Consider the following 24293-nt stretch of genomic DNA (forward strand, 5'->3'; position numbering starts at 1 on the left):
GTTGTGCTTGCTGTGGTCGGGTCCCCAATCGGGCGAACCAGACCAGATTGGCCACGCATGGTGCGAGGCCGAACCACACCAGTCCCTCTCGAAATCGGGCAGCCGCTACGTGGGTGGAACCTGATCACCCCCGACGGTCGCGGCCGTTGGGCCGTCGTCGGTTCGACGTGCCTGTACCGGCTCGCTGAAGCGTGGGGTGTCCTGGACACCATCCGCAGCCTCATCACCCGCCACCGGGGCGAACGTGCCAGCTACCGCCGCGCACTGCGGATCCCCGATGTGCCCTACGCCGACAACGCCTTAGCCGACTGGACTGCCTGTCGACCACCAGACCCTCCCCCGTTGTCAGCGCCGCCGGATCCGTTCGAGGCGGCTCTCGCGCCGCTGCAACGAGAACTCGGAGCGACACTGACCCCCGGGTGAGGTACTGACGCCTTCGCCGCACAGCGGACCCGGCGGACTGAGGTCTCGAGTGCGGTTGTCAGTGGGCCGCGTCGAAAGCCGCCAGAATCGCTTCGGGGATTCGGCCTCGTTCAGAGACTGAGTGGCCGTTCTTCTTCCCCCAGTGACGGCGGAACCATCCAGCATGGTCAACCGGTCTCCTTGTCCTGATGGGCACTCGCCACGGCTAGCGTGGTCCGGCGCCTACGCGATGCGCTGCGCAGTGAGGGCAGCGCGTGCGACATCAGCGGCCAGATACTCCTGGCGACTCATGAGGAATCCGCAAAAGCGGCATGACGGCTGCCCACGTGCCGTGCCGCCGCCAGATGACCTCCGAAGTAGCCGCCGATGCCCGCCACGGCATTGCCGGCGAGACCCAGACCGATCCCGAGTGGGCGACGGGATCCACGAGCCCAGTACGAACCTGCGAACAGGACGGCAGCCACTGTGTTGACCGCCGCATGGACCACCCCGACGCGGCTGTCCCTGGGTCCAGTACTTGTCCATTCCACCAGCCCGGTGATGACAGCGGGGGTGATAGCCAGCAGACCCGCCAGCGTCAGCCGCCGGGCAGCGGAGGCAGCATCCGGACCGCCGACGACATCCAACACGGTCGCCGAACCCCACAGGCCGAGCGGCGCGATGACGACCACCGGGTGGATCGTATGACCCATCCATTCACCACGCAGCAGCCTCCGACGGCCGGGTGGGCCCGCCACCGCGTCTGCCACCGGTCGCAACCACCGCACCGCGCTGTCGAGCCCGGATGTCGCCTCCAGTCGCTGAACGACGCGGACCGGCAGCGGTCGCTGCACCAGCCCGCCAGAAAGGTCACCGGGAGACAGCTGATCGTTGATCATGCACTCCCTGTGCCCGGCAAGTATCTGCATCACACCCGGCCCGAACCCTCGAGGCCCCTGATTCCAGGGTGAGGTGAGGTCGTTGTCCCGACATCGGCGGGTAGCCGCCCGGTTCGGACGCTGCCGTCGGCGATCAGGTGCGTTCCTAGGTCCTGCAGCAGGACCGCCAGGCCGGAACCGGCGGTGCTGGGGGAAGATCCGGGCATCTCCGGTGTCGATCACGTGCTCGGTGAATCCGTCGAAATGGCCGCCGCCCGGCCGGTCAGGATCGCTTCCGAGGCGATCCTGGTGGCGAGCCTGATGAAAGCGAGGCCGGCGCCCCGGCCGATCCAGCGCCCGCCGGTGCGGCTTGAACGAGAACCGGGCCGGGTACCGCCGTCCAGACAGTTACCCGCCAGCCAGGAGGACCCATGACCACCGGACCACTGCAGGAGCGTCATGGGTCGGCCCGACGCCCGGACCGCCCGTCCGAACACCCGCGCCCGGACGGCGTCAGCGATGCCACGGTGTCAGCGCTCGGAAAGCTTTCGGCGGCGCTGGAGGTGGTGGAGGACGCCCGCGGCGCGCTCTACCACTTCCACAGGTTGTCCGGGATGGCCGACCTGAACCTGCAGGAGGCGATCGCGGAACTCCGGGACGCCGGACACACCGATCTGGCCGACGACATCGACCACACGTTGGTCGGCCGCGACATCGGCGACGGGCGTTGGACCTTCCAGATCGCGGAGGCCTGCGACGCGCAGTACTGGTCGGTTTTCCACGACGTCGACCGGCACGCCCGCGAGAGTCTCGGGCTCCAGAAGCATGTGTTCGAGGCCGAGATGAAGACGACCGAACAGCAGGATGGAGCCCAAACCTGAGTGGCAGACACCTGCCCGGGCCCGGCGGCCGACAAGATCAGTCTGTGACCGACGCCGACACGATTCGTCGTAGCCGCTCGACCGGCGCGTCGGCTACGTGCTGGCCGTCTCGTGTGACCATCGGATACCCGGCTCGCACGGACCGGTCCGGGCCGGTCTGCTGGCCCACACGCTGCCAGCCAGGTCGTGGCAGAAGTTGTCCGCAGGTACCGGTCCCAATGGGCCGCGGTTCTACTCGTGGCACTGATCCGGATCCGGCAGGACGAGCCGAGCCGTCACTGGCCATTGCTGCGTCGTAACACTTCCACCGGCGAGATGGCCTACTACCGCTGCTACAGTCCGCGGCCCCTCCCGCTGGCTGCCCTGGTCCACGTCGCCGGGCAGCGGTGGAAGATCGAAGAGTCTTTCCAGACCGCGAAAGGCCAGGCCGGACTGGACGAACACCAGGTCCGCCGTTGGCGTTCCTGGCACCGCTGGTCCACCCTGGCGATGCTGGCGATGGCTTTCCTGGCCGTCACTACCGCCGCCGAGAAACACCGACACCCCACACCAGCCGGCCTCATCCCGCTGACCATCAACGAGCTCCGCAGGCTCTTCGACGCACTTGTCGCCGGCGCCGCCGCTACCCGCGAACACGTGCGCCATGTGACGCAGCGGTGTCGGAGACAAAGCCGGCCTTAGGGTGTGGCCATGAAGGGTCCGAAGCAGAACGGATTCGAACGCGCCGTCACCGTTGCGGGTTTGGTCGCAGTGCTGGCCGCGTTCGTCGGCATCATCACCAACCACTTCGCCTGGTGGACAGGACCCGTCACGATGTTCGGGCTGACACTGACCTGGGTGTCGATTTTGCATTACAGCCGCCGGCTGGGACAGCCTCACGGGGTTGCCTACTCCTGCATCGTGGGTGGTCTGATCCTCACCTTGCTGCAGGTGCTGTTGCTGGCCCTGGATCGGTTGGTGGTGTGGTTGGCGGTCCTGGCTGCGGGGCTCATGATCGCCACCCTTTTCGTGGGGGTGGCCATGTGGGGGAAGCGGTTTCGATTCGGTCCTGGGCAAGCGGCGCCGCCGGCGGTCGTTCATGAATGAGAGCATCCCGGAGGTGGTCACCGGTCGCCGGGTGGTGCTCACTCACCGGGGACGGCGGTGGCTGGCAGCGTATGTGGTGTGGGTAGTTGTGTACGGGGGTTTCTCATCGCTGAGCGCCGGTGGACGTCGGTAGTGCTGATGGCGGCACTTCTGGTGTTCGCCGCGGTGCGCCGCTCGCGCCCACCGACCACTGTCAACGGCGTGGGTATCAGTCGGCCGTGGCGCCGCGCGTCGTTCCTGCCATGGGCACTCATCGATCATGTGCTGCAGCCCGGTCACGAACTGTCCGTCCGAGTCGTCACCACCACGGGCCGCACGATCCGCCTCAACGACATCGAGGCCGCCATGACCGCCCGGGTCGCCGAGATCGGCGGCCGGCCGGTGAAAGCTGAGGTAGTCCCGGTGCCGAGACCGATCGAGCGTGAACGGACCCAACGTGAGGTCGAAGCGGACGTCGCGCGCCGAGCGGCCCGGTTGGCTGAAGAGCGCCGCGGCATGTCCGGCTCCGCCTGACGCCAACGGCGAAGGCCAATCGTTGCGGGGCAGTCACAGATCTTGCCGGCGGGTGCGTTCTCGGCGGCGCTGACGGGTGTGGGAGGTGAATCCGGGCAGCAGGAATCCCGCGGCGGTGGCGAAGTAGACGATGGCCGGCGGGCTCAGGGAGTTCTTGAACAGCTGTACCCCGCCCCGCAGGGTGTACAGCACAGCCGGCAAGGACCCTGACCGGCTTCTGGTTGGCCGTGTCAACCTCAGTTGGCTCCGGTGTGACGGTCTGAATCGGCCCCACTCTGCGGGGTTCTCGTGCGCGGTCGCTTGGCATCGGGCAGGCTTGTCGATATGGCGAGCTCGTTGCGGTTGGTGGAGGACACCCGTGGGGACGCGGACGACGGCGGCGCGGTTCGCCGATCGAGGCGCGACTACTTGGACTTCGTCGTTGACGGAAAGTCGCTCGGCGACAAGCTCGCGTCTGTCCTCGGAGGTGCGAACGCGCCCGCCGGCTATGTGCCGGTTCTAGCCCCAATACCGTTCAGTTAAGGTTGCGGTTGTTGTAGGGTGGCGGTATGCCGCGTGCTGGGTGGGTGAAGCCGGAGTCGGATCGTCGGTTGTCGGATCTGGTGTCGGTTGGGGTGTTGACTCGGGTGTTCCCGCCGGATTTGGTTGATGAGGTGGTGGCTGCGGCGGGGCGGACAGAGCAGCGTCACAGATCGTTGCCGGCGCGGGTGATGGCTTACTTCTCGATCGGGATGGCGTTGTACTCCGAGGGTTCCTATGAGGATGTGCTGGCGCAGCTCACTGATGGCCTGTCCTGGGTGTCGGGCTGGCAGCAGAGGTTCAAACCGCCGAGCAAGTCCGCGATCTTCCAGGCGCGGGCCCGGTTGGGGTCGGAGCCGTTGGCGGCGCTGTTCGAGCGGGTCGCTGTGCCGCTGGGTACTGAGGCGATGCCGGGGGTGTGGCTGGCAGGGCGGCGGCTGGTGGCCATCGACGGCACCTGCCTGGACGTGGCCGATACGCCGGTGAATGCCGACTACTTCGGTAGGGCGGGGGTGAACAAGGGTGAGCAGGCGGCCTTTCCGATGGCCAGGGTCCTCGCGCTGGCCGAGTGCGGCACCCACGCGATATTCGCGGCGAACGTCGGGGTGTACGCCGAGTCCGAGGCCGCGCTGACCGTGCCGCTGCTGAACCGGCTGGAGAAGGGGATGCTACTCACCGCAGATCGCGGGTTCTTCTCCTATGCGTTGTGGCGCACCGCGTCCGCTACGGGAGCTGACTTGTTGTGGCGGGTGCGAACGGACAAGGCTGGGCCGAAACCCGTACACCTGCAGGACCTCCCGGACGGTTCCTGGCTGGCCCACCTGCAACAGACACACTCCGCCGCGGCACGCCGCGCAGAGCCCATGAAGGTCCGTGTCATCGACTACACCATCGACGACGGACGAGACAATCCCACCGGGTACCGGCTGTTCACCACGATGCTCGATCCGGACGAGGTCACCGCAGTTGACCTCGCCGCGGCCTACACCCAGCGGTGGGAGATCGAAGTCGCGTTCGACGAACTCAAGACCCACCAACGCGGACCCCGCACCGTGCTGCGCTCGAAGTCGCCCGATCTGGTCCTCCAGGAGATCTGGGGCCACCTGTGCTGCCACTACGCGATCCGATCCCTGATGACCGACGCCGCCGCGCACGCCGGTCACGACCCGGACCGGGTCAGTTTCGTTGCCGCGCTCCGGATCACCCGCCAGTCCATCGCCCACCAGGGCGACTTTTCCCCCTCGCGACCCTGACGCCTGCCACCGCAGCTGGCTGACCTTCCTACACCGGCTCACCGGCCGCCTCAACCCCGGCCGGCGCAAGCGAGCGAACCCACGAGTCATCAAGCGCAAGTACGTGAAGTGGCACGTCAAACGCGGCCACCACACCCGGTGGCCACAGCCCACACACTCGCCGATCTACACCACCAGCCCACACTAACTGAACGGTATTGGTTCTAGCCCCGGTCTTTCATGAGCGTGCTGCGGTTCGGATGAAGTCGTTGTAGCGCTTGGGTTTTCGTTTCTGGATAGGGCTATGTTCCGGCTGGCGGTGCCGGTGGGCGGGTCTCCGGTGGTGCTGTCGCGGCTGGTGGGGTGGGTTGTCAGGTGGTGATGGGGATGGCGGCGATGTTGGCGAACACGGCGACGATCGCGGCGGCCCAGGGCCAGGTGTCGGGGATGCGTAGGTGCCGGCGCCGTCCGGTGGCGGCGAGTCGGGCCGGTACGTGCAGGAATCGGTAGCGCAGCGCTTTCGGCTCACACCCGGCCAGGGGTGCGGCGGTGCCGGTGCAGCCCAGCAGTCGGGTCCAGGCGATGAGGTCCGCGGCGATCTGGACGGTGGTCAGCCAGGCTTGGTTGATGGCGAACTCGCGGGAGGGGAACCGGCGCAGCCCGGTGTCCTTGGCATGCCGGATGCGGTCCTCGACGCGGGCGTGGGCGCGATGCCTGGCCTCGAGTCTGGAGGTACGCGCAGACCTACGTCTCAACGGTGTGTGTCTCGGTACGTAGATTGTGGCTGATCTGGTTGACGAGTTCACCGATCACGAGATCTACGTTGGGCCGACGGCCGTGTCCGAGGGATTCTGGAAGCGGTTCGGGTGGCCACGTTGCCAGTGCGATGCATGCGACGGACGCGATATACTTGTCCGCCAGCCCTGACCGTCCCAGCCCACAGACCCGGCTACGGCCGGCTGACACTGGAGTCTGCGGCCATCTCATCACCGGTCCTATCAGCACCCCTCGCGCCGTCAGGCGCGCCTGGGTCGAGGCGACGCTGATGTCGGCGAGCAGGGCCGTCGCCAGGCCCGAACCCATGGCCTCGTTGATGGCCGAGACGATGGGCTTGTCGCAGTGATGATGCTGTGTGCATTGACCAGCCCCTCCCGGATGAGATTGACGGTCAGGTCGTAGTTGCCGGTGTTGTCGAGCATCTCGTCGATGCCGTCGGTCCCTTCGACCGTCCAGAAGTTGTCGCCCTTGCCGGTGATGACCGCGACCCGCAGCTCGGGGTCGTCACCAAAATCGCGCCAGATCGAGCTGATCTCGGTGTGCCGCCGGACCAGAGTGGCGGGCGGGTATCCCTCGGGTTCGGCGACGGTGATGAGCAGGACCCCGTTGGCCCGGCGCTCCAGGGTGAGCGTCTAGTACTTGCTCCAGTCGATGCTGGGATGTAGGTCTTCGATGGGCATTGCGGTGCCTTCTTTCTTGTCGTTGGCTACTACTGGTCAGGGCTCCGGTGGCGGCAGGGTCGTGGGCCCGTCACCAACGCGGGTGGTGGCGCGGATCAGGTGTGCGGGTCGAAGTAGTCGCCGTGTTCGAAGTCCTCCAGCAGCGTCCAATGGTTGGGCGTCCAGCCGAGCAGCTGTTGGGTGTGCGCACTGGAGGCGGGCGCGTCGGTGCCGAATATATTGGCCATGAACGGGTTGGCGAAGTGGCCTCGGGCGTCCTGAGCGGTGACCGACGCAACGGGAACGCCCAGCTTTTCGCCGATCTTCTCGGCGATGCTGCGGAACGCGATGTCAGGTTCACCGATGGCGTGGACAGTGTGACCGGCGGGGGCCTTTTCCAGTGCCAGGCGGTAGAGGTTGGCTGCGTCCTGGCGGTGCACGGCCGGCCAGCGGTTCCTCCCGTCCCCGACGTAGGCCGAGACGCCGCTGGCCCGGGCGGCGGCGATCAGCATGGGCATGAACCCGTGATCGCGCGGGCCGTGCACGGTGGGGGCCAACCGCAGCACCACGGCCCGCACACCCTGCTCGGCGAAGCCCAGACAGGCCTGCTCCCCCGGAATGCGCAAGGCGCCGATCGCCTGGGCGTCGGTTTCGTCGTGTTCGGTGCTAATCCCACCGGCCCGCATCACCAGCGTGCCCGATGTGGTCACCAGTGGCTTGCCGCTGCCAACCAGTGCCTGGCCCAACGCCTGGATCGCCGCGACTTCGCGTTGGGTGATGTCCTGCGGGTCGCTGAAATCGCCCGCGATGGCCATGTGCACGACGCCCTCGGCCTGCGACGCGCCGGCCTGCAGAGCGTCCAGATCATCCACCGACCCGCGAAGCGGCGTTGCTCCCAGCGCCGCCAACCGGGCCGCTGAGGCATCCGAGCGCGCCAGGCCGGTGACAGTATGGTCCGACCCGATCAACTCGGAAATGATCGCGGGACCGGTCTGACCGGTGCCGCCGGTGACGAACACATGCATGTTTTTACTCCCGAGGACTGAGCGCGACGTTAGTGTCACAGTGTGACTCAACCATAACGTCACACTGTGACAGTATGCAAGCCACCCGCGGAGCCGTACGTCCTGGTGTTACGCACTGACACCAAGAAGTATCTTTGTGCCCATGCCCCGCAGCGGCGCCGAAGCGCGCGACCGACTCGAGCGCGCCGCTCTCGAGCTCTACCGCCAGCGTGGCTACGACCAGACCACCATCGCCGATATCGCTACCGAAGCCGGTGTCACGCAGCGCACCTTCTTCCGGCACTTCACCGACAAGCGTGAGGTGCTCTTCAGCGTCGAAGGCCGTCAACAGGAGGCGCTTGCTCGGGCCCTGGCCGAGGTGCCGAGCACGGTGCCGCCGTTAGCGACCATGCTCCAGGCGTTCCGTTCGATGGCTCCTGTCCTTGAGGACAACCGCCCGCTCGCCGTGGCGCGTCACAGCGTCATCACGGTGACCCCGGCGCTGCGCGAGCGAGAGTTGCTGAAGGAAGCGGCGTTGAGCGACGTTGTCGCCGCCGCGCTACGAGAGCGTGGCCTGCCTGACTGGCGCGCGACCCTGCTGGCCCAAGTCGGTACCGCTGCCTTGGGCCATGCAATTCACACGTGGGTCGCCGACCCGTCCAGTGACATCGACACCCTGATCGGGCGGGCCTTCGCCGACCTCCGCGCATTCACCGACGACGACACCGCATCCGGGGCCGGCACTCGGTGATGTTTTCGCCGCCGCTCCCACCTTGCTCACGATCAGGAACTGGTCACCGTCATCGTCCTTATCGGGCACCACATGACCGTCGCCCGCGTTCTTGGCATGCTCCAGGTCCCGCTGGACTCGGCGCCTGACAGCTGGGACACAGAGCACTGACAACGGCAGGCTCTACCCCGGATGTGTCGTCACGGTTCGGCGAGGGTGCCGATGACGTGGAGGAGTTCCAGTTGTTCCACGGCGGCGGTTCCTGGTGGTGGGGTGAACCAGAGCAGGCGTTGGGTGCCGTCCTCGCTGAGCAGGCTCAGGCAGTTCAGCTCTATTTCACCGATGGTCGGGTGTAGGAGCCGTTTGCGGTCGGAGCGGCGGATGGCGACATCCTGCCGGGCCCACAGCTCCGAGAATTCTCCGCTTTCGCCTGTGAGGCGGCGGGTCAGGTCGGAGACGAACCGGTCGCTGCCCCGGCGGGCGGCGACGGCTCGGAGGTCGGCGACGAACACCGATGATTGGTGGTGGTGCTCGTCGGGGTGATACAGCTGCCGCGACTGGGGATCGGTGAACCACTGGTAGATGAAACTGGCGGCCAGGCCGGTCGCAGGCTTGGGCCAGCCCAGTAGTGCGGCCGCCATCCGGTTCTGTACCAGGGTGACGCTCAGGTCGCTGATGATCTGCGCGGGTGTGGCCGGGAGCCGGTCCAACAGGTCGAGCATTCCGGGGTGGACGTGCGCGTTCGGGCCGCCTTCGGGCGGTAGTGGGCGACCGGCCAGGTAGTACAGGTGGTTCCGTTCGTCCAGGCTCAGGTGTAGGGCCCGGGCCAGCGCGGCGAGCATCTGCTCGGACGGCTGCGCTCCGCGGCCCTGCTCGAGTTGGGCGTAGTAGTCGACAGACGCGCCGGCCAGGGTCGCCACCTCATCGCGTCGCAGGCCCGCGACCCGGCGCCGCGGGCCGTTGTGCAGACCCAGGTCCCGCGGATTGAGCCGGTCCCGCCGGGATTTGAGGAAGCCACCCATCTCGGTCAAGTCCATGTCGCCATTGTGGGCCCGCGACGGGCGAGTCAGCCAGGTGCTGCCAGCACCACCGGCGACCCGCCGGGCCCCGGTGTGGGTTTACCGCTGCAGGTCGGGGCTCAGCCTGGTGTTGGCGTCACCAGTACAGATGTCGCCTCGCTAGTGGCCAGGTGCCCTGGCAGGGTCGGTGAAAAGGCGGCAGGCGCCGCCGAAATCGGAAAAGGTGGGAACCGTTGATGACCGGGTCGAAGGTTGCGATTGTCACGGGCGGGTCTCGTGGCATCGGGCGGGCCGTCGCCGTCCGGCTGGCCAGCGACGGAGTCGCGGTGGCGGTCACCTACGCCACATCTTTCCAGGCGGCGCAAGAGCTGGTGGCGACCGTTCAGGGCGGCGGGGGCCGGGCGGTGGCGATCCGCGCCGATGTGGCCGGCGCTGCGCAGGTGCTGGCCCTGTTCGCACAGACGGAGTCGCAGTTCGGTGGGGTGGACGTCGTCGTGGCCGCCGCCGGGATCATGCGGCCGGCGTTGCTGGCGCAGGCCACGGACGCGGACTTCACCGCACACGTCCAGGTGAATATCCGGGGCACCTTCAACGTTCTGCGGGAGGCGGCCCGCCGGGTCCGCGACGGCGGACGCATCATCACCTTCTCCAGCACCACGTCGGCGTTGAACGCACCCGGCTATGGCACCTACAACGCCACCAAGGGCGCGGTGGAAGGGTTCACCCGGATCCTGGCCAGGGAGATCGGGCCCTGCGGAATCACGGTGAACGCGATCGCCCCCGGACCGGTGGAGACGGAGTTGTTCATGGCCGGCAAGAACGTCGCCGATGTGCAGCGGCTGGCCGATCTGGCCCCGCAGCACCGCATCGGGCAGCCCGTGGACATGGCCGACGCCGTGGCCCTGCTCGTCTCGGCCGATGCCGGGTGGATCAACGGTCAGATCGTCCGGGTCAACGGAGGAATCGCATGAGCAACCCACAGGCCAGCGATGCTGTGCAGGTCGTCGTGGTCACCGGCGCTGGGTCCGGACTTGGCCGGGCCGTCGCCGAGAAGCTGGCCCTGGCCGGTCATATCGTCTACGCCGGGATGCGGGGCATCGCCACCCGTTCGGCAGACCGCGCGGCCGCCGCCGACGCGTTCGCCGCCGCACACGATCTTGTGTTGCGCCCGTTGGAGTTGGATGTGCTGTCTGACACCGGGTGCCGGGCTGCCATCGATCAGGTGCTGGCTGAGCAGGGCCGGTTGGATGTGGTGGTCAACAACGCCGGGATGCTGATGGCCGGTGTCGCGGAGGCGTTCACCCCGGATCAGTTCCAGACGATCCTGGACACCAATGTGGTGTCCTGGTTGCGGATGAACCGTGCGGTGCTGCCGGTGATGCGCCGCCAACACGCCGGGACGCTGGTCTACATCAGCAGCACCACCGCGCACATCGTGGAACCGTTCATGGCCACCTACATCGCCAGCAAAGCCGCCGGTGAAGCGTTCGCCGAATCGATCGGTTTCGAAGTCACCGGGTTCGGTATCGACACCGTCATCATCGTGCCCGGCGCGTTCACCCGAGGCACCCAGCACTTCGCCCACAGCGCCGCACCGGGCGAACGCGCGGTGGTGGCCCAGTACGGCGACCTCACCGCGGTGGTCGCCCAGATTCCCGGCCGGCTGGAGGCCATCGACATCGCCCACCAGGGCCACGTAGCCGACGTCGGCTCGGTCGGCGACGCCCTGGTCGAGGTGTTGGGCAAGCCCCGCGGCTCCCGGCCGCGCCGGGTGATCGTCGATGCCCAACACAAAGGAGTGGAAGACATCGACGCGGTCACCGCCGACCGGCAGCGGGCGTTCTTCACCGCCCTGGGCATCGAGCATCTCATCGACCTCCCCGCCCTCCCCTGACCAACACCACCAACCATCACCCCCCAGCACCATCACCCCCAAGCACCATTCCTGTCATCACCGAGGAGATCGCGCATGCCCGATTCACTGCAGCACATCGTCAAGACGTTCTACCGGGCGTTCTCCGGCGACACCGATTTGTTGGACGGTGTCGTCACCCCCGACTGGGAAGACATCCCGCTGGGCCCGGGGCAGGAACCCGGCCCCGATGGCATCAAACCGATGATCAAGGCAATCGGGGCGTCCTTCACCGACTTCCACATCCTCGTGCACGACGTGATCGACGGGCGCGGACCGGATGGGAACGGCAAGATCGGGGTCCGCGCCGAAATGTGCGGCACCCACACCGGCGACATGTTCGGCATCCCCGCGACCGGCCGAGCGGTTCACATCCCGATCCACGAATTTCATGACATCCAAGGCGGGCGGCTTGCTCGAACCTGGCACTTGGAGGACTGGTTCGGATTTTTCAACCAGGTCGGTCAGGCCCCGCAGATCAGCAAGGACACCCAGTGAAAGCCATCCAGATCACCCGCTACAGCGACACCCCCACCCTCACCGACGTCGCGGAGCCCTCCCCCGGTCCCGGCGAAGTGCTGATCCACGTCGCAGGGGCCGCCACCAATCCCCTGGATCTGAAGATCACCGCCGGCTACATGCACGAGTTCTTTCCCGTGAAATTCCCGTACACCCTGGGCACCGACGTGTCCGGAACCATCACCGCCCTGGGTGACCGGGTCCAAGGGTGGGCGGTCGGGGACCGGGTGGTGGCCCGGCTGGATCCCTCCGCCGGCGGCGGCTACGCCGAGTTCGCGGTGGTCCCGGCCGACCAGCTGGTGACCGCGCCCACCTCGATACCGCTGTTCCTGGCATCCGGTGCGGCCACCGCCGCCGCGACCGCCTGGCAGGCGCTGACCGAGGTTGCGCAGGTTCAGGCCGGGCAGAAGGTGCTGATCCACGCCGGCGCCGGCGGTGTGGGCAGTTTCGCCGTCCAGATGGCCCACCAACTCCACGCCCAGGTCATCACCACCGCCTCCGGCGCCGGCGTGCAGATCGCCCACGACCTCGGCGCAGATGAAGTGCTGGACCACACCGCCGGGCCGTTCGGCGCCGAACTCGCAGGTGTCGACGTCGTCATCGACACCGTCGGTGGCGCGGTGGAGGAGCATTCCCTGGACGTCCTGCGCCCGGGCGGACTACTGGTTGCCGTCCCGATGCCACCTGACACCGAACGTGCAGCCTCACGGGGGCTCCGCGCCGAATTTGTCTTCCACGCCTCCGATCCCCAGCGGCTCGCCGCCGTCACAGCGATGCTCGATGACAGCATCCGGGTTCTGCTCGACCGCACACTGGACCTCCAGCAGGGCCGCGAGGCCCTGGAATACCTTGCCGCCGGCCACGCCAAAGGTAAAATCATCCTGACCCCCTACGCTCCGTGACCCGTCGCCGTGGTCGGCGGTCGGCAGCGCGGTGGATCCTCAGCTCAGCGATACTGCGGGGATGAATGCCCTGCGCCGAGCAGGGCATCTTCCGCCCGGATCCGAAAGCATCCGGGCACGCCCGAGAGGGGCGCATGTCAACCGCGGAAGGTGTGTTCAGGAATGCGACGGTGGCTGACGCCCCGGTACTGGTGGACCTGATCCGGTCGGCCTACCGGGGCCAGGCCAGTGAGCAGGGCTGGACCAGTGAGGCCGAGTTTGTCGGCGGCGACCGCATCGATGAGTCCGGCGTGTGTGAGGTGATCCTCGCGCCCGGTTCGATGATGTTGTTCCTGACCGACGGGATGCGCGTGGTGGCGTGCTGCCGACTCCAGGATCGGGCCGCGGCGTCGTCTATTTCGGGACCTTCGCAGTGGACCCGGGCGTGCAGGCACGCGGCGTGGGCCGCCGGGTCCTGGCCGAGGGGGAGTGATCGCGAAGACCAGATACGGGGCGACCAGGTTGAAAATATCTGTACTGGATCGACAAGCTCAGCTGATTTCCTACTATGAACGACAAGGCTTCACCGCACCGGAGAAATTCGGGCCCTTTCCCAGCGACCCAGTTTTTGCGCGGCCCCTGGTCCAGGATCTGTATTTCGTCCATTTGGAGAAAGATGTGACGACGGTGACCGACGCCGATGCTCACGGCTGACAGGTCGGCGCTGCCGCTGTGCACGACTTGATCGCCTCGTTGAGTCCAGACGTTGCAGCGGTGGCCGCGCCGGTTGATGACAACATCGACTTCCGCGGGCCGGGCATGCGGTAGCGGCGGGTTTTCTCCGGTCGCTACGACGGCCGATGACCACCCGCGGAAACGTCACAACAGCCCTGGATGTCGGCGGGTCATGGCGCGGCGGACAGGGTCAGCGTTTGCGAAGGTTCGTTGGAGTTGCACGGTGAGATTGCGAAACGGGGCCCGACGTATCCAGGTGGTGTGGGGTAGACCTGCACACATCGTGGGGAAGGCGTTCCGACGGTGGTCGTGACCACGAAGTTGTACCGGTTACCGCTGCTGCCCTGCTGGGTCAACGTCCATTCGGTATTGCTGGCATCGGGTGGTACGGATCCGGTGCATGATTCCTGCCGGATCCCGAACCGATACTGGTCCAGGCACAACCCGGAGGACTGGCTGATGATCTGATAGGTCCTGGCGGGCGCACCCGAAATCGGTTGCGACGCGAAGGACTGCGATGTACCGGCAGTGCACCGGTGACCGGCCATGTCTCCGCCGGGATCGGCGGGGGCTGCATCCAGGCAGGTGCTCTGAGCGGCAGAGCCGATGGTGCTGACCGGTGCGGCCGCGGCTGCCTGCTCGGCGGAGCCGGCCACCATCGCGACGACCACACCGGCAATCGCCAAAGCTTTTCTCAACATGCGGTCTCCTTGTCGTGGACTCTGCATCATGCTGGTACTGCTTTCTCACAGTGGTCTCTGAGACATCACACGGACGGGATCTTCCACGATTCCAGTGGCGCCCCACCCACCGGCACCCATGGATGTGAATCCCCAGCCCGAAGTCGCGGGGTCGGCGACTCCGCAAGCCGCTGCACCCGGATTCAGGCCGGCGCAACAGCAGCCGGCGGGGCGAAGAAAACGACAGGGGCGGCAGCTCACCTGCGACCGGGTGGCCGGCGGCGGGTCGGGTGCCTGGGCGCCGCTCAGAAAAGATCGGCGAGTTGTTCCACTTCGGCTACCGCGTCGTGATCGTGGTATTCCTGGGCGAGAACGGCCACCCGCGTGCGGGTCGCCTGGTCGAGCAGCAGACCCAGGACGGCGTCTTTGATCCGCGCCGGTTCCGGTGTTGCGGTGCCCAGCTCGACCCCGACGCCGCGAGCGGCGACCCGGGCTGCGACCGAGGGCTTGTCGTCGGTGGCACCGGCAACCACCACGGGGATTCCGCAGGCCAGGGCCTGTTGGGTGGCCCCGAAGCCGCCGTTGGTCACGAACACGTCGGCACGGCGGAACAGGGCCCCGAACGGGATGAACCTGCTCCACCCGAGCATTGGCCGGTATCGGACCTGGCAGGTCCGCCGCGTCGCGACCCAGAGCGGCCACGACCAGGACGTCCTGGGCGGCCAACGCCTCGAGGGCAATCGTGTCCGCAGTGCAATTTCATTGGTCTGCCGGTGGAGCGCCGCGGTCAGGGTGCTGTTGCTCGACAAACCCTTGGAGGGCACCGGGGCAGCTGCGTCTCGCGTCGGGGCGTCCACCGGGCGTTATCGATATATTTCGGCGGCGATACGGGTGAATGAGCTGATGAGCGGGTTGGTGTTGGTCTGGTTCCAGGCGAGGATGAGACGGCTGGGCGGCATGTCGATCAGCGGCACCGACCTGAGCCCGGCGGGTAGATCGTGGACCAGGGGGGCAAGCCCGATGGTGCCGTTCCAGAGCACAGCTTGCAGGCACTCATGGATGGTGCGGACCACCGGACCGTGGCGCCGTGGCGTGTCTGTCGCGGTGCCGTTCCAGTAGGCGCGCCAGAGCGGATCGGTTCCTTCGGGCAGCTGGAACCACTCCCGGTCAACCAGCTGACGCATTTGCAGGGCGTCGTGCTGGGCGAGTGGGTCGTCGGTACGCAGGACCACCCCGACAGGATCCGCACGCAACACGTGGGTGCCGATTCCGGTGGTGTCAAATGGCGCCCGGGTCAGGGCAACATCGACCAGGCCGGCCCGCAAGCCGGTGCTCGGGTCGGTGAAGTCCGCCTCCCGGATGGCGATGCGGACGTGTGGATGGCGCTTTCGGAAGGCGGCGGCGAGGCGGTGCCCGGCCTGCTCGCCACTGTCGGCCAGGACACCGACGGTGACGGTGGCGGCGCCGGCCACGCCCAAAACTCTGGTGCGTAGCTGGTCGGCCTGCTCCAAAAGAGTGCGGGCCTCGTCGTAGAGCACGGCCCCGGCGGCGGTGAGGGTGACCCCGGCTGCGGAACGGAGCAGCAGCACGGTACCGAGGTCGTCTTCCAGACGTTTGATGGCTCGACTCAGCGGCGGCTGCGTCATGTGCAGTCGGACCGCAGCCCGCCCGAAGTGGCGTTCCTGAGCGACGGCCACGAAATAACTTAGTGCTCGCAGGTCCATGAACCGCGACGATACCCGCACGGTATCGGGTATGCGGAAGTGGTGTTGGAACTCGGGCCCAACGCGCGATGGACTGGCACTATCGATCGCCTGCGAAACCAGGCGGCCAATCTTCGCAAAGGAACAGGTGTGATGGCTGAATACGAACTCCCCGACCCGGTGGTGCAGATATCCGATGTCCAGGAACTGGCTCCCGACCTGGTGGTGATCCCCAACCGGCGGGTCGGGCTGGTACCCAACATCGGGATCATCGGCGGCGCGCAGGCCGTGCTGGTGGTGGACACCGGAATGGGACCGCGCAACGCCCAGAAGGTTCTGGATTTCGCGGCCGACTACGCAGCGGGTCGCAAGTTGTACCTGACGACCACCCATTTTCATCCCGAGCACGCGTTCGGCGCGCAGGTGTTCGCCGGCCACGCCACGTTCCTGATCAACCAGGCGCAGGCCCACGATCTGTCCACGAAAGGCCCCGGGTACCTGGAGATGTTCCGGGGGTTGGGCGAACCGGTCGCCCAGCAGTTGGAAGGCGTCGAGTTGGCCACCCCAGACCTGGTCTACGACGATTCGTACGAGCTGGACCTGGGCGGCCGGGTGGTGCAGCTGCAAGCCACCGGCCGGGCGCACAGTAGCGGCGACCAGGTCGTGAAGGTTCCCGATGCCGGGGTGTTGTTCACCGGCGATCTGGCCGAGACCGGGCAGTTCGCGATCTTCCCCTGGTTCCCACCGCACGACACCGATGTATCGGGCATCCGCTGGATCCAGGTGCTGCAGAACCTGGCCGCGCAACGCCCGCAGGTGGTTGTTCCCGGCCACGGCGACGTCGGCGGCCCGCGACTGCTCACCGACGTCTCGGATTACCTTGAACTACTGCGCGATGAGACGTGGATCCGCCGGGACTCGGCCATGAGCCAGGAAACCATCGTCGAAGAGGTCCGAGCCCTGATGATCACCCGGCACCCCGACTGGGCCGCACCGGAATGGATCGCCGCCGGCGTGGGTTGCTTGTGCTCCGAACACGCGGCATGACCGGTCCAACGCCCGCCGGCGGAAGCGAACCGGCCGGTACCGAGGACTTCCAAGGTCGAAGGGACCGCGGTATCGCCGCCTACGCCGAGATTTTCGCGGTACCAGCACCGCAGGTGCTGGCAGCCTTTACCGGCCGGGTCGGTCCGGTGTTCACCGAAGAGGCGCTGCAGGGCGCCGGCGGAGCCGCATGGGCACACCCGGCGTTCACCGGTCGGGACCGAAGCATCGCCATCATCACCGCACTGACCGCGCAGGGCATATCCGGTGATCGGCTGGACACCCACCTGCAGCTGGGTCGAAAACATGGCCTCGACGAGGACTCGTTCACCGCCTTGATGACGCTGCTGGCCGGCTACGTCGGATACCCACGAGCCTCCCAGGCCATGGAAACCGTGCACGCGTTGTTCGCCGCAACACGATGAAGTGTCAGGTGGTCTGGGCGTCGTAGCTTGCGCGATCATCGAGCGACACACCTCCGTCATCTGCGCCTGGCCCAGCTTTTGAGTCCCCGCCTCACGTGCTGAAAGGACAAGCGTCACGCTGCGGGTGACCAGACCTACGCAGGAGAGATCTCCGAGTAGCGCATCGCCTGCGGCGCGTCGAGCGCGGCAGTTGGGCCGATGCCTACGCCGGGCGCGCACAGGATCAGGACGACCCACTTGTCCGAGATCCGTTCGAGCAGTTGGCGACTGGGCATTCCCCAGGAAAGCGTTGTACCCCAGCTGGGCTGCAGTCCGCCTCAGGGCTGCCATCCTTGTCACAGGTCGCACGTGGTTCCTGTTGGTGGGTCACGTATTTCGCAGGCCGCGGAGGCGCAGAGCATCACCCCGATCGTCTGCGTTCAGAACATGTACAACCTTGCTCACCGCCACGACGACGATCCGATCGGCCCGCTCGCCGCCGAAGGTATCGCGGATGTGCCGTTCTTCCCCCTCGGCGGTTGCACCCCGTTGCAGTCCTCCGGGCTCTTGGCGGTGACCGGACGCCTGGGGACGACTCCGATGTCGGTCGCGCCGGCCTGGCTGCTGCAGCGTTCCCCGAACATCCTGCTCATCCCCGGCACGTCGAACAGGGCGCATCTACGGGAGAATGTCGCAGGCGCGGACTGTCCCTATCTCCCGAAGACGTGGCAGAGCTGGAGGACATCAGCAGCTGAATAATCCGGGACCGCAAGGGTTCTCCGACTTGAGATCTCCCATGATGGGAGTCCTGAAGCTGCCCATCGCGACGGCCTCGGCCATGCCTGACGCTACCTTCACATGTCCTGGCCCGGCCACGTTCTGTCGCCTCGATGAGCTCGGTCGCAGGTCGCGGGACTGCGCCTCGGGCCAGACCGGGCGGTACGGGGGTGCGGTCGTGAAGCCGGATCAGCGGTGCCCTCGCTGCGGGAGCGCGTCTGCCGGAGGCCACCGCTTACCGCTATTTCCTGATGTCGTTCCGCTTGGGCGAGGCGGTCACCGACCCTGTGGGCCCTGCACGCACAACCAAGCAGCCGGTCGCCGAGTGTCGTGACGTGGGCGCGCGGGTGGCCTTCGTCTCTGATTTTTTGCTCCGCGAGGTCCTGGGCTAGCCCTTTGGTTGACACCGGTTGGGTGCCGAAGCACCCGCCGCGGTGCGAGCGTTCGCCCAGCTGCGGCCAGACGTTGCCATTGCCGTGAGTGCCCAGGAGCTGTTCGCCCTCACCGACTGGTGTGGAGCTGCCGCCCGATGGCGCCATCGCCAGTGCCGGAGCCACCGCCGCCATTCTGACCGAAGCGGTGGTAGCCGTGGGCGGGAAATGTTGCTGGTTCGCAACTGATCCCCGTGCGCTGATACGGCGACCTGCCCGCCACACGCGGCCAACGCACGAGGTTCCTGAGGCGCGGGCCGACCAACGATTCCGGCGCCCGCGCCGGGACGCCTTCGGTTGATGACCGGCGAGAAAACAGTTCAGGCGTGCCGGTCCGGCTAGCGGGCGTCCTCGGCAGGGTCAGGCCAGCGCGGGAGACCGACGAGGTCGGAGCTGGCGGCCCAGAGTTGTTCCTGCAGCGCGGTGTTGTAGGAGACCTCGGGTGAGCGGGCCAGAGTTTGCTTGATGAAATAGCGGCCGGTCGTCGTTTCCAGTTCCGGGGCGGTGGCCAGGTGGATGGCGGCTTGGGCACCCTGTTCGGGGGTGAGCAGAAACCGTTTGACGATGCCGAGAAAGGGTTTGAGCGCCGGGGCGGAGATGGCGTCGACGATGTTGGTGGCGGTGATGCCGGGGTGGGCGGTGTTGACGGTGACGCCGGTGCCGAGAAGGCGTCTGGCCAGGACGTAGCTACACATGATCATTTCGAGTTTAGCGGTGGCGTAGACCGTCATCGGCTGAAAGTTGCGTTCACTGTTCAGGTCGGCCAGATCCAGGGTCGCCGGCCGTGGCCTGCGGCGGATCTTCACCTGTCGGGTATCGGCCATGGATTGGGAGCCGATGTTGACGATGCGGGCAGGTGCGCCAGCTTCGAGCGGGTCAAGGAGCAGGCGGGTGAGCAGGAACCACGACAGGTGGTTGACGGCCAGGTGCATTTCGACGCCGTCGACGCTCAGGGCGCGGTCGCGGAAGTGCGCGCCGGCGTTGTTCACCAGTACGTGCAGTTGGTCGTGGTGTTCCCGGAACTGCTCGGCGAGATGGCGGATGGAGGCCTGGTCGGACAGGTCTGCTGTGAGCACCTGCACGCGGGGGTTGCCGGTCGCCGCGACGATGACGGCGCGGGCGTCCTCACCGCCGGCCTGGGTCCGGGCGACGAGCACCACGGTCGCGCCGCGGCGGGCGAAATCTGTGCTGATGGCCCGGCCCATCCCGCCGGTCGCGCCAGTGACCATGCACACCTTGTCCGTCCATGAGGGCCAGCGGTCGGTGCCCGGGTGGTCGGCGCTCACCGGGTGATCCTGGGCGCAAGTTTGGTGAAGGCCGGCGCTGCGCTCTCGCGGAGCAGGAAACCAGCCAGATCCGCCCGGGAGATCCTGGATCTGAGACCGATCGGCAGGTCGGTGCCCGTCCGGTAGGCGCCGGTGGACGGGCCGTTCGTCAGCGCCGGGGGACGCACGATGGTCCAGTCCACCTCCGACTCGCGGACCAGGGCCTCCATCGATTCCTTGTCACGCATGCTGTCACCCTTCATGGCCCACAGAAGCCTGGAATACAGTGACCGGTCGTGGGTGTCGGCGGCGCCGTAGGCGCTGACGACCAAGAGCCGGCCGAGGTGCTGGGTGCGCATCGCTGTGAGGATCACACCGATGGCGTCGGTGCACACGGTGGTGGGCCCCTTCCGGTCGGTGCCCAGGGCGCTGATCACCACGTCCTGACCGCGTACGGCGTTTTCCACCACATCCATCTCATCCAGCGCGCCCACCACCACCTGCAGGCGCTGCTGCGCGGCCAGCGCACCCGAGCGCCGGATCACCGCGGTCACCTCATGGCCGGCGGCCACAGCCTGCCGCACCACCTGGCTTCCGGTTCCACCAGTGGCACCGAACACGACGATCCGCATGACAACCTCCCACCCCGGACGCACAGTTGGAGTCTCCAAGGGACGGCCTCAGTTTGCTGCTATCCATTGGAGTTGTCAAGGGTTGGATTCTCCAAGTACGCTTGGTGTTGTGGTCGACGATCTCGCTGCCGGAGAACCGCTGGTCTATGCCCTGGTGGACCTCGTCCTGGGTCTTTCAGACCGGACCCTGGGGTTGATCGCCGACGTCCTGCGCGAGCTCGATCTGACGCAGCCGCTGGCCGACGCGCTGTGGCAGCTGGACCCGCAGGCGCCCGCGCCGTCGATGCGCGAACTGGCCCACAAGCTGCGCTGCGATCCTTCGACCGTCACCTTCCTGGCCGATCGGCTCGAAGCGAAGAACCTCGCCGCCCGAGAGGTCGATCCCGGCAACCGAAGAGTCAAGACCCTGCACCTGACACCCCGCGGCCGGCAAGCCAGAAACACCCTCGTCGCCGCTATCACCACCCGTTCACCCATCGCCCGCCTCACCCTGCAGGACCAGTACCGCCTCCATCAACTGCTGACAGTGGCCCTCGCCTCGCCGTGACGACAAGCTGATCGCAGTTGGTCTGGATCAGGGCCGTTGACCCGAAGCGCAGGAACGACGAAGCTGCCGCGTTGACCCGGAGAGCCCGTGGGCCAGAGCGGCGATCTGCGCTGTGGTCAGCTGATCAAGGGCGCATTCTTGATCAGGGAAGCGGCCATCGCGGGGCATCGACCGTTGCGTCGACGGGCCCTTGTTCGCGACGACCTGGGCAGCAGTACGCAGGCGCGAGTTCGGTCAGGTCTCGGCCCGGGCCGGCCGCGGAGGTTGGCGCAGTTCCCGGCCGGAAAGCTGCATACCGGAAGATCTGCTGGTCTGCTTACTGCAGGCCTAGTGCTTGAAAGAACGGGCCGGGTGGGGCTGTGGACCAGGGACGTGGTCCACGAAGATCGCGGCGGCTCAGTGGCGACGTCCTCATGGTGGGTAGATCACCCATAATCGATGGCTCTCGCAGGGTCAGGAGCCGATGAGTTGCTGACGTACCAGGACCGGTTTCATCGCCCGGTCCAACAACACCTCCGGCGCCTTTTCGGAATCATGGACCGAGATCACCAGCTCAGGGCGCAACCGGCCCGACCGCAGCAGGTCCAACACAGCTGGCACGTGCGGGGTGACACTGACCGCGCCGACCGAGACCGTCACGTCTCGCTGGTACATCTCCCACAGCGGCAGCGGGGTATCAGCAAAAAACATCCCAGCGTTGGACAGGTGCCCGCCGGGCGCCAGACACAGCACAGCCTCACGCAAGAGCCCACCGTCGCTGGTGGCGCCGATGACGACCGGGTATTGCAAATGTTGGGTACCGGCGTCCACTTCAGCCCCCACATCGGCGCCCAGGGCTCGGGCCACCTCCCGGCGCCGACCGCTCCTATCGACGTAGTCGACCGACCGGGCCCCCGCGGCCAGCGCCTGGTCGACCGCGAAAAGCCCCAGGCTGGGCAGGCTGCTGACCACCAACACACGAGCGCCGGGGTGCCGGCTGAGCCCCCGAGTGACGCAGACGAAGGCGTCGGTGAGGTTGTCGCTGACCGCGGCGGCCGCCGCCGGCTCGACCCCGGGGGGCAGCCGGGTGAGCATGGCGTCGGCGTACGGGACCCGCGCCTGCTCGGAGAACAAGCCCCCCCAGTCACCGGCGATCGACGCGCCGTAGCCCTGCAGCCCCGGGACCGTCGTGCAGGCCGTCGGCAACGCATTTCGGCACGGCGGACATACACCGCAGCTGATGTGCCACGGCACGACGACAAGATCCCCGACCGCTACCCGGTGTACAGCAGCACCGACCTCGAGCACCTCGGCCACGCATTCGTGCCCGATCGGGAACCCGTTGCCCAGCGGTACCAGGCCATGCACGATCGCCCGATCCAAATCGCACGTCGTCGAGGCGACAGGACGCACGATCGCTTCCAGCGGATGGGTTACCACGAGGTCCTCGACCTCCCGCCAGATGAGTTGGCCGACGTCTTCGAACCACAGTGCACGCACTAGTGTCGCGTGTCGTTAGTTCCTAAATGGTTGCTGGGCTGAGAGAATCGGGTATGGCAAATTCTCCAGCCCCGCCGTTGGTGCTCTGGGACGGCGATCGGGACAAGTTGGTGTCGTGGACGCGTTCGACGGCGATGCGTGCGGGGTTGGTGTTGCGGGCCCGGATCGTGTTGCTTGCGGCGGACGGGGTCGCGAATGCGCGGATCGCGATCGAGGTCGGATCAACGACGACGACGGTGTGGAAGTGGCGCAGCCGTTATGCCGCAACCGGTCTGACTGGTCTGCTGGATGCTCCTCGTGCGGGGCGACCCAAGCAGGTCGATAATCAGCGGATCATCGCAGCGACGTTGACGCCGCCGCCGAAGAAGTACGGGGTGACCCATTGGTCGTCCCGGCTGTTGGCGGGACACCTGAACATCGGGAACGCGACGGTCGCGCGGGCCTGGCGGACTTTCGGGGTGCAACCCTGGCGATCTGAGACGTTCAAGTTCTCCACCGATCCGGAGCTTGTCGGCAAGGTCACCGACGTCGTTGGTCTCTACCTGGCGCCGCCGGAAAACGCTGTCGTGTTGTGTGTGGATGAGAAGTCCCAGATCCAGGCGTTGGACCGGACCGCACCGATGCTTCCGGTCCGGGTGGGCGATGCGGAGAAGCGCACGCACGACTACAAACGCCATGGCACGACAACCCTGTTCGCGGCGCTGGAAGTCGCGACCGGGCAGATCACCGGGGCGGTGAAGCCGAAGCACCGCCGGCAGGAGTTCCTGGCGTTCCTGCGCCAGCTCGACCGCGCCTACCCCGAGCAGGAACTGCACCTCGTGATGGACAACTACGCAACTCACAAGACCCCGGAGGTGAAGACATGGCTGGAAAAGCACCCACGATTCCACCTGCACTTCACCCCGACGTCCGGGTCGTGGCTGAACCTTGTCGAGGTGTGGTTCGGGATCATCGACAAGCAGGCCATCCGCCGCGGGATCTTCACCAGCGTGAAGGACCTCAACGCGAAGATCCGGCAGTTCATCACCGGCTGGAACGACCGCAAACACCCCTTCGTCTGGACCAAGACCACCGAGCAGATCCTCCGAAAGGCCAACCATCAAGCAACTTCAGAAACGCGACACTAGGGCCGTCCTTTCAACAACTTTTCGATTGTGCAATGGTGGGTACATCGCGAGGCAGTGCCCATCATGCGGGCGGGGCACCGAGAACGTCGCCTCCTACCCTGGCGTCATTGTTGCAGGGAACATTCTATCGTTTGATGGGCAATCCCGGCTGACAAGTCCTGGCGCGATGGACTTCGACTCGGCTCACGCGATCGGCGTTCTCGCCGGTGGCTGGGATCGCAACGCTGCCACCGCCACCATCGGCACGCCGCTGAGCGATATCGCCGCTACCTGAGTCCCACCGCCGGCTCGGCGGATTCGTCTGCGCCCATCGGCGATAGTTCAGCAGGTTTCGCATACTCATCACCGCGGTCTCGGATCTCCCATCCGAACCTGACCAGCCCACCAACGCCTCTCACGGCCAGAGCAACTGCTCACACCGCCTTTACCGGTGAACGCGTCGTGCCAGCAACCGGCA

The 24293-nt window shown here is 66.8% G+C and carries 26 protein-coding genes and 2 pseudogenes; 16 read left to right on the forward strand and 12 right to left on the reverse strand.

Annotated features, from left to right (window positions below; translation table 11 throughout):
- Positions 1-481: 481 nt before the first annotated feature.
- Both ABLG96_RS15295 and ABLG96_RS15300 read right to left on the reverse strand, forming a co-directional pair.
- Positions 482-619 (reverse strand): histone-like nucleoid-structuring protein Lsr2, encoded by a 138-nt coding sequence (locus tag ABLG96_RS15295; protein WP_353648205.1) that lies wholly within the window; start codon positions 617-619, stop codon positions 482-484.
- Positions 620-710: 91 nt separating this feature from the next.
- Entirely contained in the window at positions 711-1115 is a 405-nt protein-coding gene (locus ABLG96_RS15300; protein ID WP_353648206.1) for a DUF2231 domain-containing protein, read from the reverse strand.
- Between the two features lie 596 nt (positions 1116-1711).
- Between ABLG96_RS15300 and ABLG96_RS15305 the strand changes: the two genes are divergently transcribed.
- From ABLG96_RS15305 to ABLG96_RS15320, 4 genes are all read left to right on the forward strand, one after another.
- Positions 1712-2161 (forward strand): hypothetical protein, encoded by a 450-nt coding sequence (locus ABLG96_RS15305; protein ID WP_353648207.1) that lies wholly within the window; start codon positions 1712-1714, stop codon positions 2159-2161.
- A 237-nt stretch (positions 2162-2398) separates the two neighbouring features.
- Positions 2399-2842, forward strand: coding sequence for a hypothetical protein (locus ABLG96_RS15310; protein WP_353648208.1), 444 nt, complete (start codon positions 2399-2401; stop codon positions 2840-2842).
- Positions 2843-2851: 9 nt separating this feature from the next.
- Positions 2852-3247: a hypothetical protein gene (locus ABLG96_RS15315; RefSeq protein WP_353648209.1), complete on the forward strand. Its 396-nt coding sequence runs from the start codon at positions 2852-2854 to the stop codon at positions 3245-3247.
- A gap of 138 nt (positions 3248-3385) precedes the next feature.
- Complete coding sequence (locus tag ABLG96_RS15320; protein ID WP_353648210.1) at positions 3386-3760, forward strand: hypothetical protein; 375 nt, start codon at positions 3386-3388, stop codon at positions 3758-3760.
- Positions 3761-3793: 33 nt separating this feature from the next.
- Here the strand turns inward: ABLG96_RS15320 and ABLG96_RS15325 are convergent, their stop codons facing one another.
- Positions 3794-3952: a hypothetical protein gene (locus ABLG96_RS15325; protein ID WP_353648211.1), complete on the reverse strand. Its 159-nt coding sequence runs from the start codon at positions 3950-3952 to the stop codon at positions 3794-3796.
- Positions 3953-4308: 356 nt separating this feature from the next.
- Between ABLG96_RS15325 and ABLG96_RS15330 the strand changes: the two genes are divergently transcribed.
- Complete coding sequence (locus ABLG96_RS15330) at positions 4309-5532, forward strand: IS4 family transposase (RefSeq protein WP_353648212.1); 1224 nt, start codon at positions 4309-4311, stop codon at positions 5530-5532.
- A 350-nt stretch (positions 5533-5882) separates the two neighbouring features.
- Here the strand turns inward: ABLG96_RS15330 and ABLG96_RS15335 are convergent.
- Together ABLG96_RS15335 and ABLG96_RS15340 are read right to left on the reverse strand one after the other, a co-directional pair.
- Positions 5883-6236, reverse strand: a pseudogene (locus tag ABLG96_RS15335) (transposase); the annotation flags it as partial.
- Between the two features lie 827 nt (positions 6237-7063).
- On the reverse strand, positions 7064-7972 hold the full coding sequence (locus ABLG96_RS15340; RefSeq protein ID WP_353648213.1) for an SDR family oxidoreductase: 909 nt from the start codon (positions 7970-7972) through the stop codon (positions 7064-7066).
- Between the two features lie 142 nt (positions 7973-8114).
- Between ABLG96_RS15340 and ABLG96_RS15345 the strand changes: the two genes are divergently transcribed.
- Complete coding sequence (locus ABLG96_RS15345; protein WP_353648214.1) at positions 8115-8702, forward strand: TetR family transcriptional regulator; 588 nt, start codon at positions 8115-8117, stop codon at positions 8700-8702.
- 179 nt (positions 8703-8881) lie between these two features.
- On the opposite strand, the gene ABLG96_RS15350 is transcribed toward ABLG96_RS15345, so the two are convergent.
- Positions 8882-9718 carry a helix-turn-helix transcriptional regulator gene (locus ABLG96_RS15350; RefSeq protein WP_353648215.1) on the reverse strand — a complete coding sequence of 279 codons (837 nt, stop codon included), beginning with the start codon at positions 9716-9718 and terminating at the stop codon, positions 8882-8884.
- Between the two features lie 218 nt (positions 9719-9936).
- On the opposite strand from ABLG96_RS15350, the gene ABLG96_RS15355 reads away from it, so the two are divergent.
- The 5 genes from ABLG96_RS15355 (at position 9937) to ABLG96_RS15375 (ending at position 13584) form a co-directional block, all read left to right on the forward strand.
- The gene (locus tag ABLG96_RS15355; RefSeq protein WP_353648216.1) at positions 9937-10671 is read left to right on the forward strand and encodes an SDR family oxidoreductase; all 735 of its coding nucleotides are present in this window, start codon (positions 9937-9939) and stop codon (positions 10669-10671) included.
- A complete protein-coding gene (locus ABLG96_RS15360; protein WP_353648217.1) occupies positions 10668-11594 on the forward strand; it encodes an SDR family NAD(P)-dependent oxidoreductase in 927 nt (308 codons plus the stop codon). Before ABLG96_RS15355 ends, ABLG96_RS15360 begins: the two co-directional genes overlap by 4 nt.
- 75 nt (positions 11595-11669) lie before the next feature.
- Positions 11670-12110 carry an ester cyclase gene (locus tag ABLG96_RS15365; protein WP_353648218.1) on the forward strand — a complete coding sequence of 147 codons (441 nt, stop codon included), beginning with the start codon at positions 11670-11672 and terminating at the stop codon, positions 12108-12110.
- Entirely contained in the window at positions 12107-13033 is a 927-nt protein-coding gene (locus ABLG96_RS15370; RefSeq protein ID WP_353648219.1) for an NADP-dependent oxidoreductase, read from the forward strand. The genes ABLG96_RS15365 and ABLG96_RS15370 overlap by 4 nt, the downstream gene beginning before the upstream one ends.
- A gap of 170 nt (positions 13034-13203) precedes the next feature.
- On the forward strand, positions 13204-13584 hold the full coding sequence (locus ABLG96_RS15375) for a hypothetical protein (protein ID WP_353648220.1): 381 nt from the start codon (positions 13204-13206) through the stop codon (positions 13582-13584).
- Positions 13585-14732: 1148 nt separating this feature from the next.
- On the opposite strand, the gene ABLG96_RS15380 is transcribed toward ABLG96_RS15375, so the two are convergent.
- Entirely contained in the window at positions 14733-15077 is a 345-nt protein-coding gene (locus tag ABLG96_RS15380; protein WP_353648221.1) for a nucleotide disphospho-sugar-binding domain-containing protein, read from the reverse strand.
- Positions 15078-15290: 213 nt separating this feature from the next.
- On the reverse strand, positions 15291-16151 hold the full coding sequence (locus ABLG96_RS15385; RefSeq protein ID WP_353648222.1) for a LysR substrate-binding domain-containing protein: 861 nt from the start codon (positions 16149-16151) through the stop codon (positions 15291-15293).
- A 132-nt stretch (positions 16152-16283) separates the two neighbouring features.
- On the opposite strand from ABLG96_RS15385, the gene ABLG96_RS15390 reads away from it, so the two are divergent.
- Positions 16284-17177 carry an MBL fold metallo-hydrolase gene (locus ABLG96_RS15390; RefSeq protein WP_353648223.1) on the forward strand — a complete coding sequence of 298 codons (894 nt, stop codon included), beginning with the start codon at positions 16284-16286 and terminating at the stop codon, positions 17175-17177.
- Positions 17174-17599: a carboxymuconolactone decarboxylase family protein gene (locus tag ABLG96_RS15395; RefSeq protein WP_353648224.1), complete on the forward strand. Its 426-nt coding sequence runs from the start codon at positions 17174-17176 to the stop codon at positions 17597-17599. The genes ABLG96_RS15390 and ABLG96_RS15395 overlap by 4 nt, the downstream gene beginning before the upstream one ends.
- A gap of 134 nt (positions 17600-17733) precedes the next feature.
- Here ABLG96_RS15395 and ABLG96_RS15400 read toward each other — a convergent pair whose 3' ends face one another.
- On the reverse strand, positions 17734-17874 hold the full coding sequence (locus ABLG96_RS15400; RefSeq protein ID WP_353648225.1) for a hypothetical protein: 141 nt from the start codon (positions 17872-17874) through the stop codon (positions 17734-17736).
- Positions 17875-17977: 103 nt separating this feature from the next.
- Between ABLG96_RS15400 and ABLG96_RS15405 the strand changes: the two are divergent.
- A pseudogene (locus ABLG96_RS15405) lies at positions 17978-18333 on the forward strand (aldo/keto reductase); the annotation flags it as partial.
- A 791-nt stretch (positions 18334-19124) separates the two neighbouring features.
- On the opposite strand, the gene ABLG96_RS15410 reads toward ABLG96_RS15405, so the two are convergent.
- Together ABLG96_RS15410 and ABLG96_RS15415 are read right to left on the reverse strand one after the other, a co-directional pair.
- Positions 19125-20015, reverse strand: a complete 891-nt coding sequence (locus ABLG96_RS15410) for an SDR family NAD(P)-dependent oxidoreductase (RefSeq protein ID WP_353651535.1) — start codon at positions 20013-20015, stop codon at positions 19125-19127.
- A 53-nt stretch (positions 20016-20068) separates the two neighbouring features.
- A complete protein-coding gene (locus ABLG96_RS15415) occupies positions 20069-20683 on the reverse strand; it encodes an NAD(P)H-binding protein (protein ID WP_353648226.1) in 615 nt (204 codons plus the stop codon).
- 109 nt (positions 20684-20792) lie between these two features.
- Here ABLG96_RS15415 and ABLG96_RS15420 point away from each other — a divergent pair, with 109 nt between their 5' ends.
- Positions 20793-21230, forward strand: coding sequence for a MarR family transcriptional regulator (locus ABLG96_RS15420; protein ID WP_353648227.1), 438 nt, complete (start codon positions 20793-20795; stop codon positions 21228-21230).
- Positions 21231-21683: 453 nt separating this feature from the next.
- On the opposite strand, the gene ABLG96_RS15425 is transcribed toward ABLG96_RS15420, so the two are convergent.
- A complete protein-coding gene (locus ABLG96_RS15425) occupies positions 21684-22709 on the reverse strand; it encodes an alcohol dehydrogenase catalytic domain-containing protein (RefSeq protein ID WP_353648228.1) in 1026 nt (341 codons plus the stop codon).
- Positions 22710-22762: 53 nt separating this feature from the next.
- Between ABLG96_RS15425 and ABLG96_RS15430 the strand changes: the two genes are divergently transcribed.
- Positions 22763-23836, forward strand: a complete 1074-nt coding sequence (locus tag ABLG96_RS15430) for an IS630 family transposase (RefSeq protein ID WP_353648229.1) — start codon at positions 22763-22765, stop codon at positions 23834-23836.
- The last annotated feature ends 457 nt before the right edge of the window (positions 23837-24293 follow it).

Source organism: Nakamurella sp. A5-74 (genome assembly GCF_040438885.1).
GTDB lineage: Bacteria > Actinomycetota > Actinomycetes > Mycobacteriales > Nakamurellaceae > Nakamurella.

Bases quoted from the DNA above. Each gene is read 5' to 3' on its own strand.
- ABLG96_RS15330 (WP_353648212.1), top strand. From the start codon at position 4,309: ATGCCGCGTGCTGGGTGGGTGAAGCCGGAGTCGGATCGTCGGTTGTCG.
- ABLG96_RS15355 (WP_353648216.1), top strand. From the start codon at position 9,937: ATGACCGGGTCGAAGGTTGCGATTGTCACGGGCGGGTCTCGTGGCATC.
- ABLG96_RS15320 (WP_353648210.1), top strand. From the start codon at position 3,386: ATGGCGGCACTTCTGGTGTTCGCCGCGGTGCGCCGCTCGCGCCCACCG.
- ABLG96_RS15380 (WP_353648221.1), bottom strand. From the start codon at position 15,077: ATGCTCGGGTGGAGCAGGTTCATCCCGTTCGGGGCCCTGTTCCGCCGT.
- ABLG96_RS15300 (WP_353648206.1), bottom strand. From the start codon at position 1,115: ATGGGTCATACGATCCACCCGGTGGTCGTCATCGCGCCGCTCGGCCTG.
- ABLG96_RS15360 (WP_353648217.1), top strand. From the start codon at position 10,668: ATGAGCAACCCACAGGCCAGCGATGCTGTGCAGGTCGTCGTGGTCACC.
- ABLG96_RS15345 (WP_353648214.1), top strand. From the start codon at position 8,115: ATGCCCCGCAGCGGCGCCGAAGCGCGCGACCGACTCGAGCGCGCCGCT.
- ABLG96_RS15410 (WP_353651535.1), bottom strand. From the start codon at position 20,015: ATGGTCACTGGCGCGACCGGCGGGATGGGCCGGGCCATCAGCACAGAT.
- ABLG96_RS15395 (WP_353648224.1), top strand. From the start codon at position 17,174: ATGACCGGTCCAACGCCCGCCGGCGGAAGCGAACCGGCCGGTACCGAG.
- ABLG96_RS15400 (WP_353648225.1), bottom strand. From the start codon at position 17,874: ATGCCCAGTCGCCAACTGCTCGAACGGATCTCGGACAAGTGGGTCGTC.
- ABLG96_RS15385 (WP_353648222.1), bottom strand. From the start codon at position 16,151: ATGGACCTGCGAGCACTAAGTTATTTCGTGGCCGTCGCTCAGGAACGC.
- ABLG96_RS15305 (WP_353648207.1), top strand. From the start codon at position 1,712: ATGACCACCGGACCACTGCAGGAGCGTCATGGGTCGGCCCGACGCCCG.
- ABLG96_RS15315 (WP_353648209.1), top strand. From the start codon at position 2,852: ATGAAGGGTCCGAAGCAGAACGGATTCGAACGCGCCGTCACCGTTGCG.
- ABLG96_RS15365 (WP_353648218.1), top strand. From the start codon at position 11,670: ATGCCCGATTCACTGCAGCACATCGTCAAGACGTTCTACCGGGCGTTC.
- ABLG96_RS15350 (WP_353648215.1), bottom strand. From the start codon at position 9,718: ATGGACTTGACCGAGATGGGTGGCTTCCTCAAATCCCGGCGGGACCGG.
- ABLG96_RS15340 (WP_353648213.1), bottom strand. From the start codon at position 7,972: ATGCATGTGTTCGTCACCGGCGGCACCGGTCAGACCGGTCCCGCGATC.
- ABLG96_RS15415 (WP_353648226.1), bottom strand. From the start codon at position 20,683: ATGCGGATCGTCGTGTTCGGTGCCACTGGTGGAACCGGAAGCCAGGTG.
- ABLG96_RS15390 (WP_353648223.1), top strand. From the start codon at position 16,284: ATGGCTGAATACGAACTCCCCGACCCGGTGGTGCAGATATCCGATGTC.
- ABLG96_RS15430 (WP_353648229.1), top strand. From the start codon at position 22,763: ATGGCAAATTCTCCAGCCCCGCCGTTGGTGCTCTGGGACGGCGATCGG.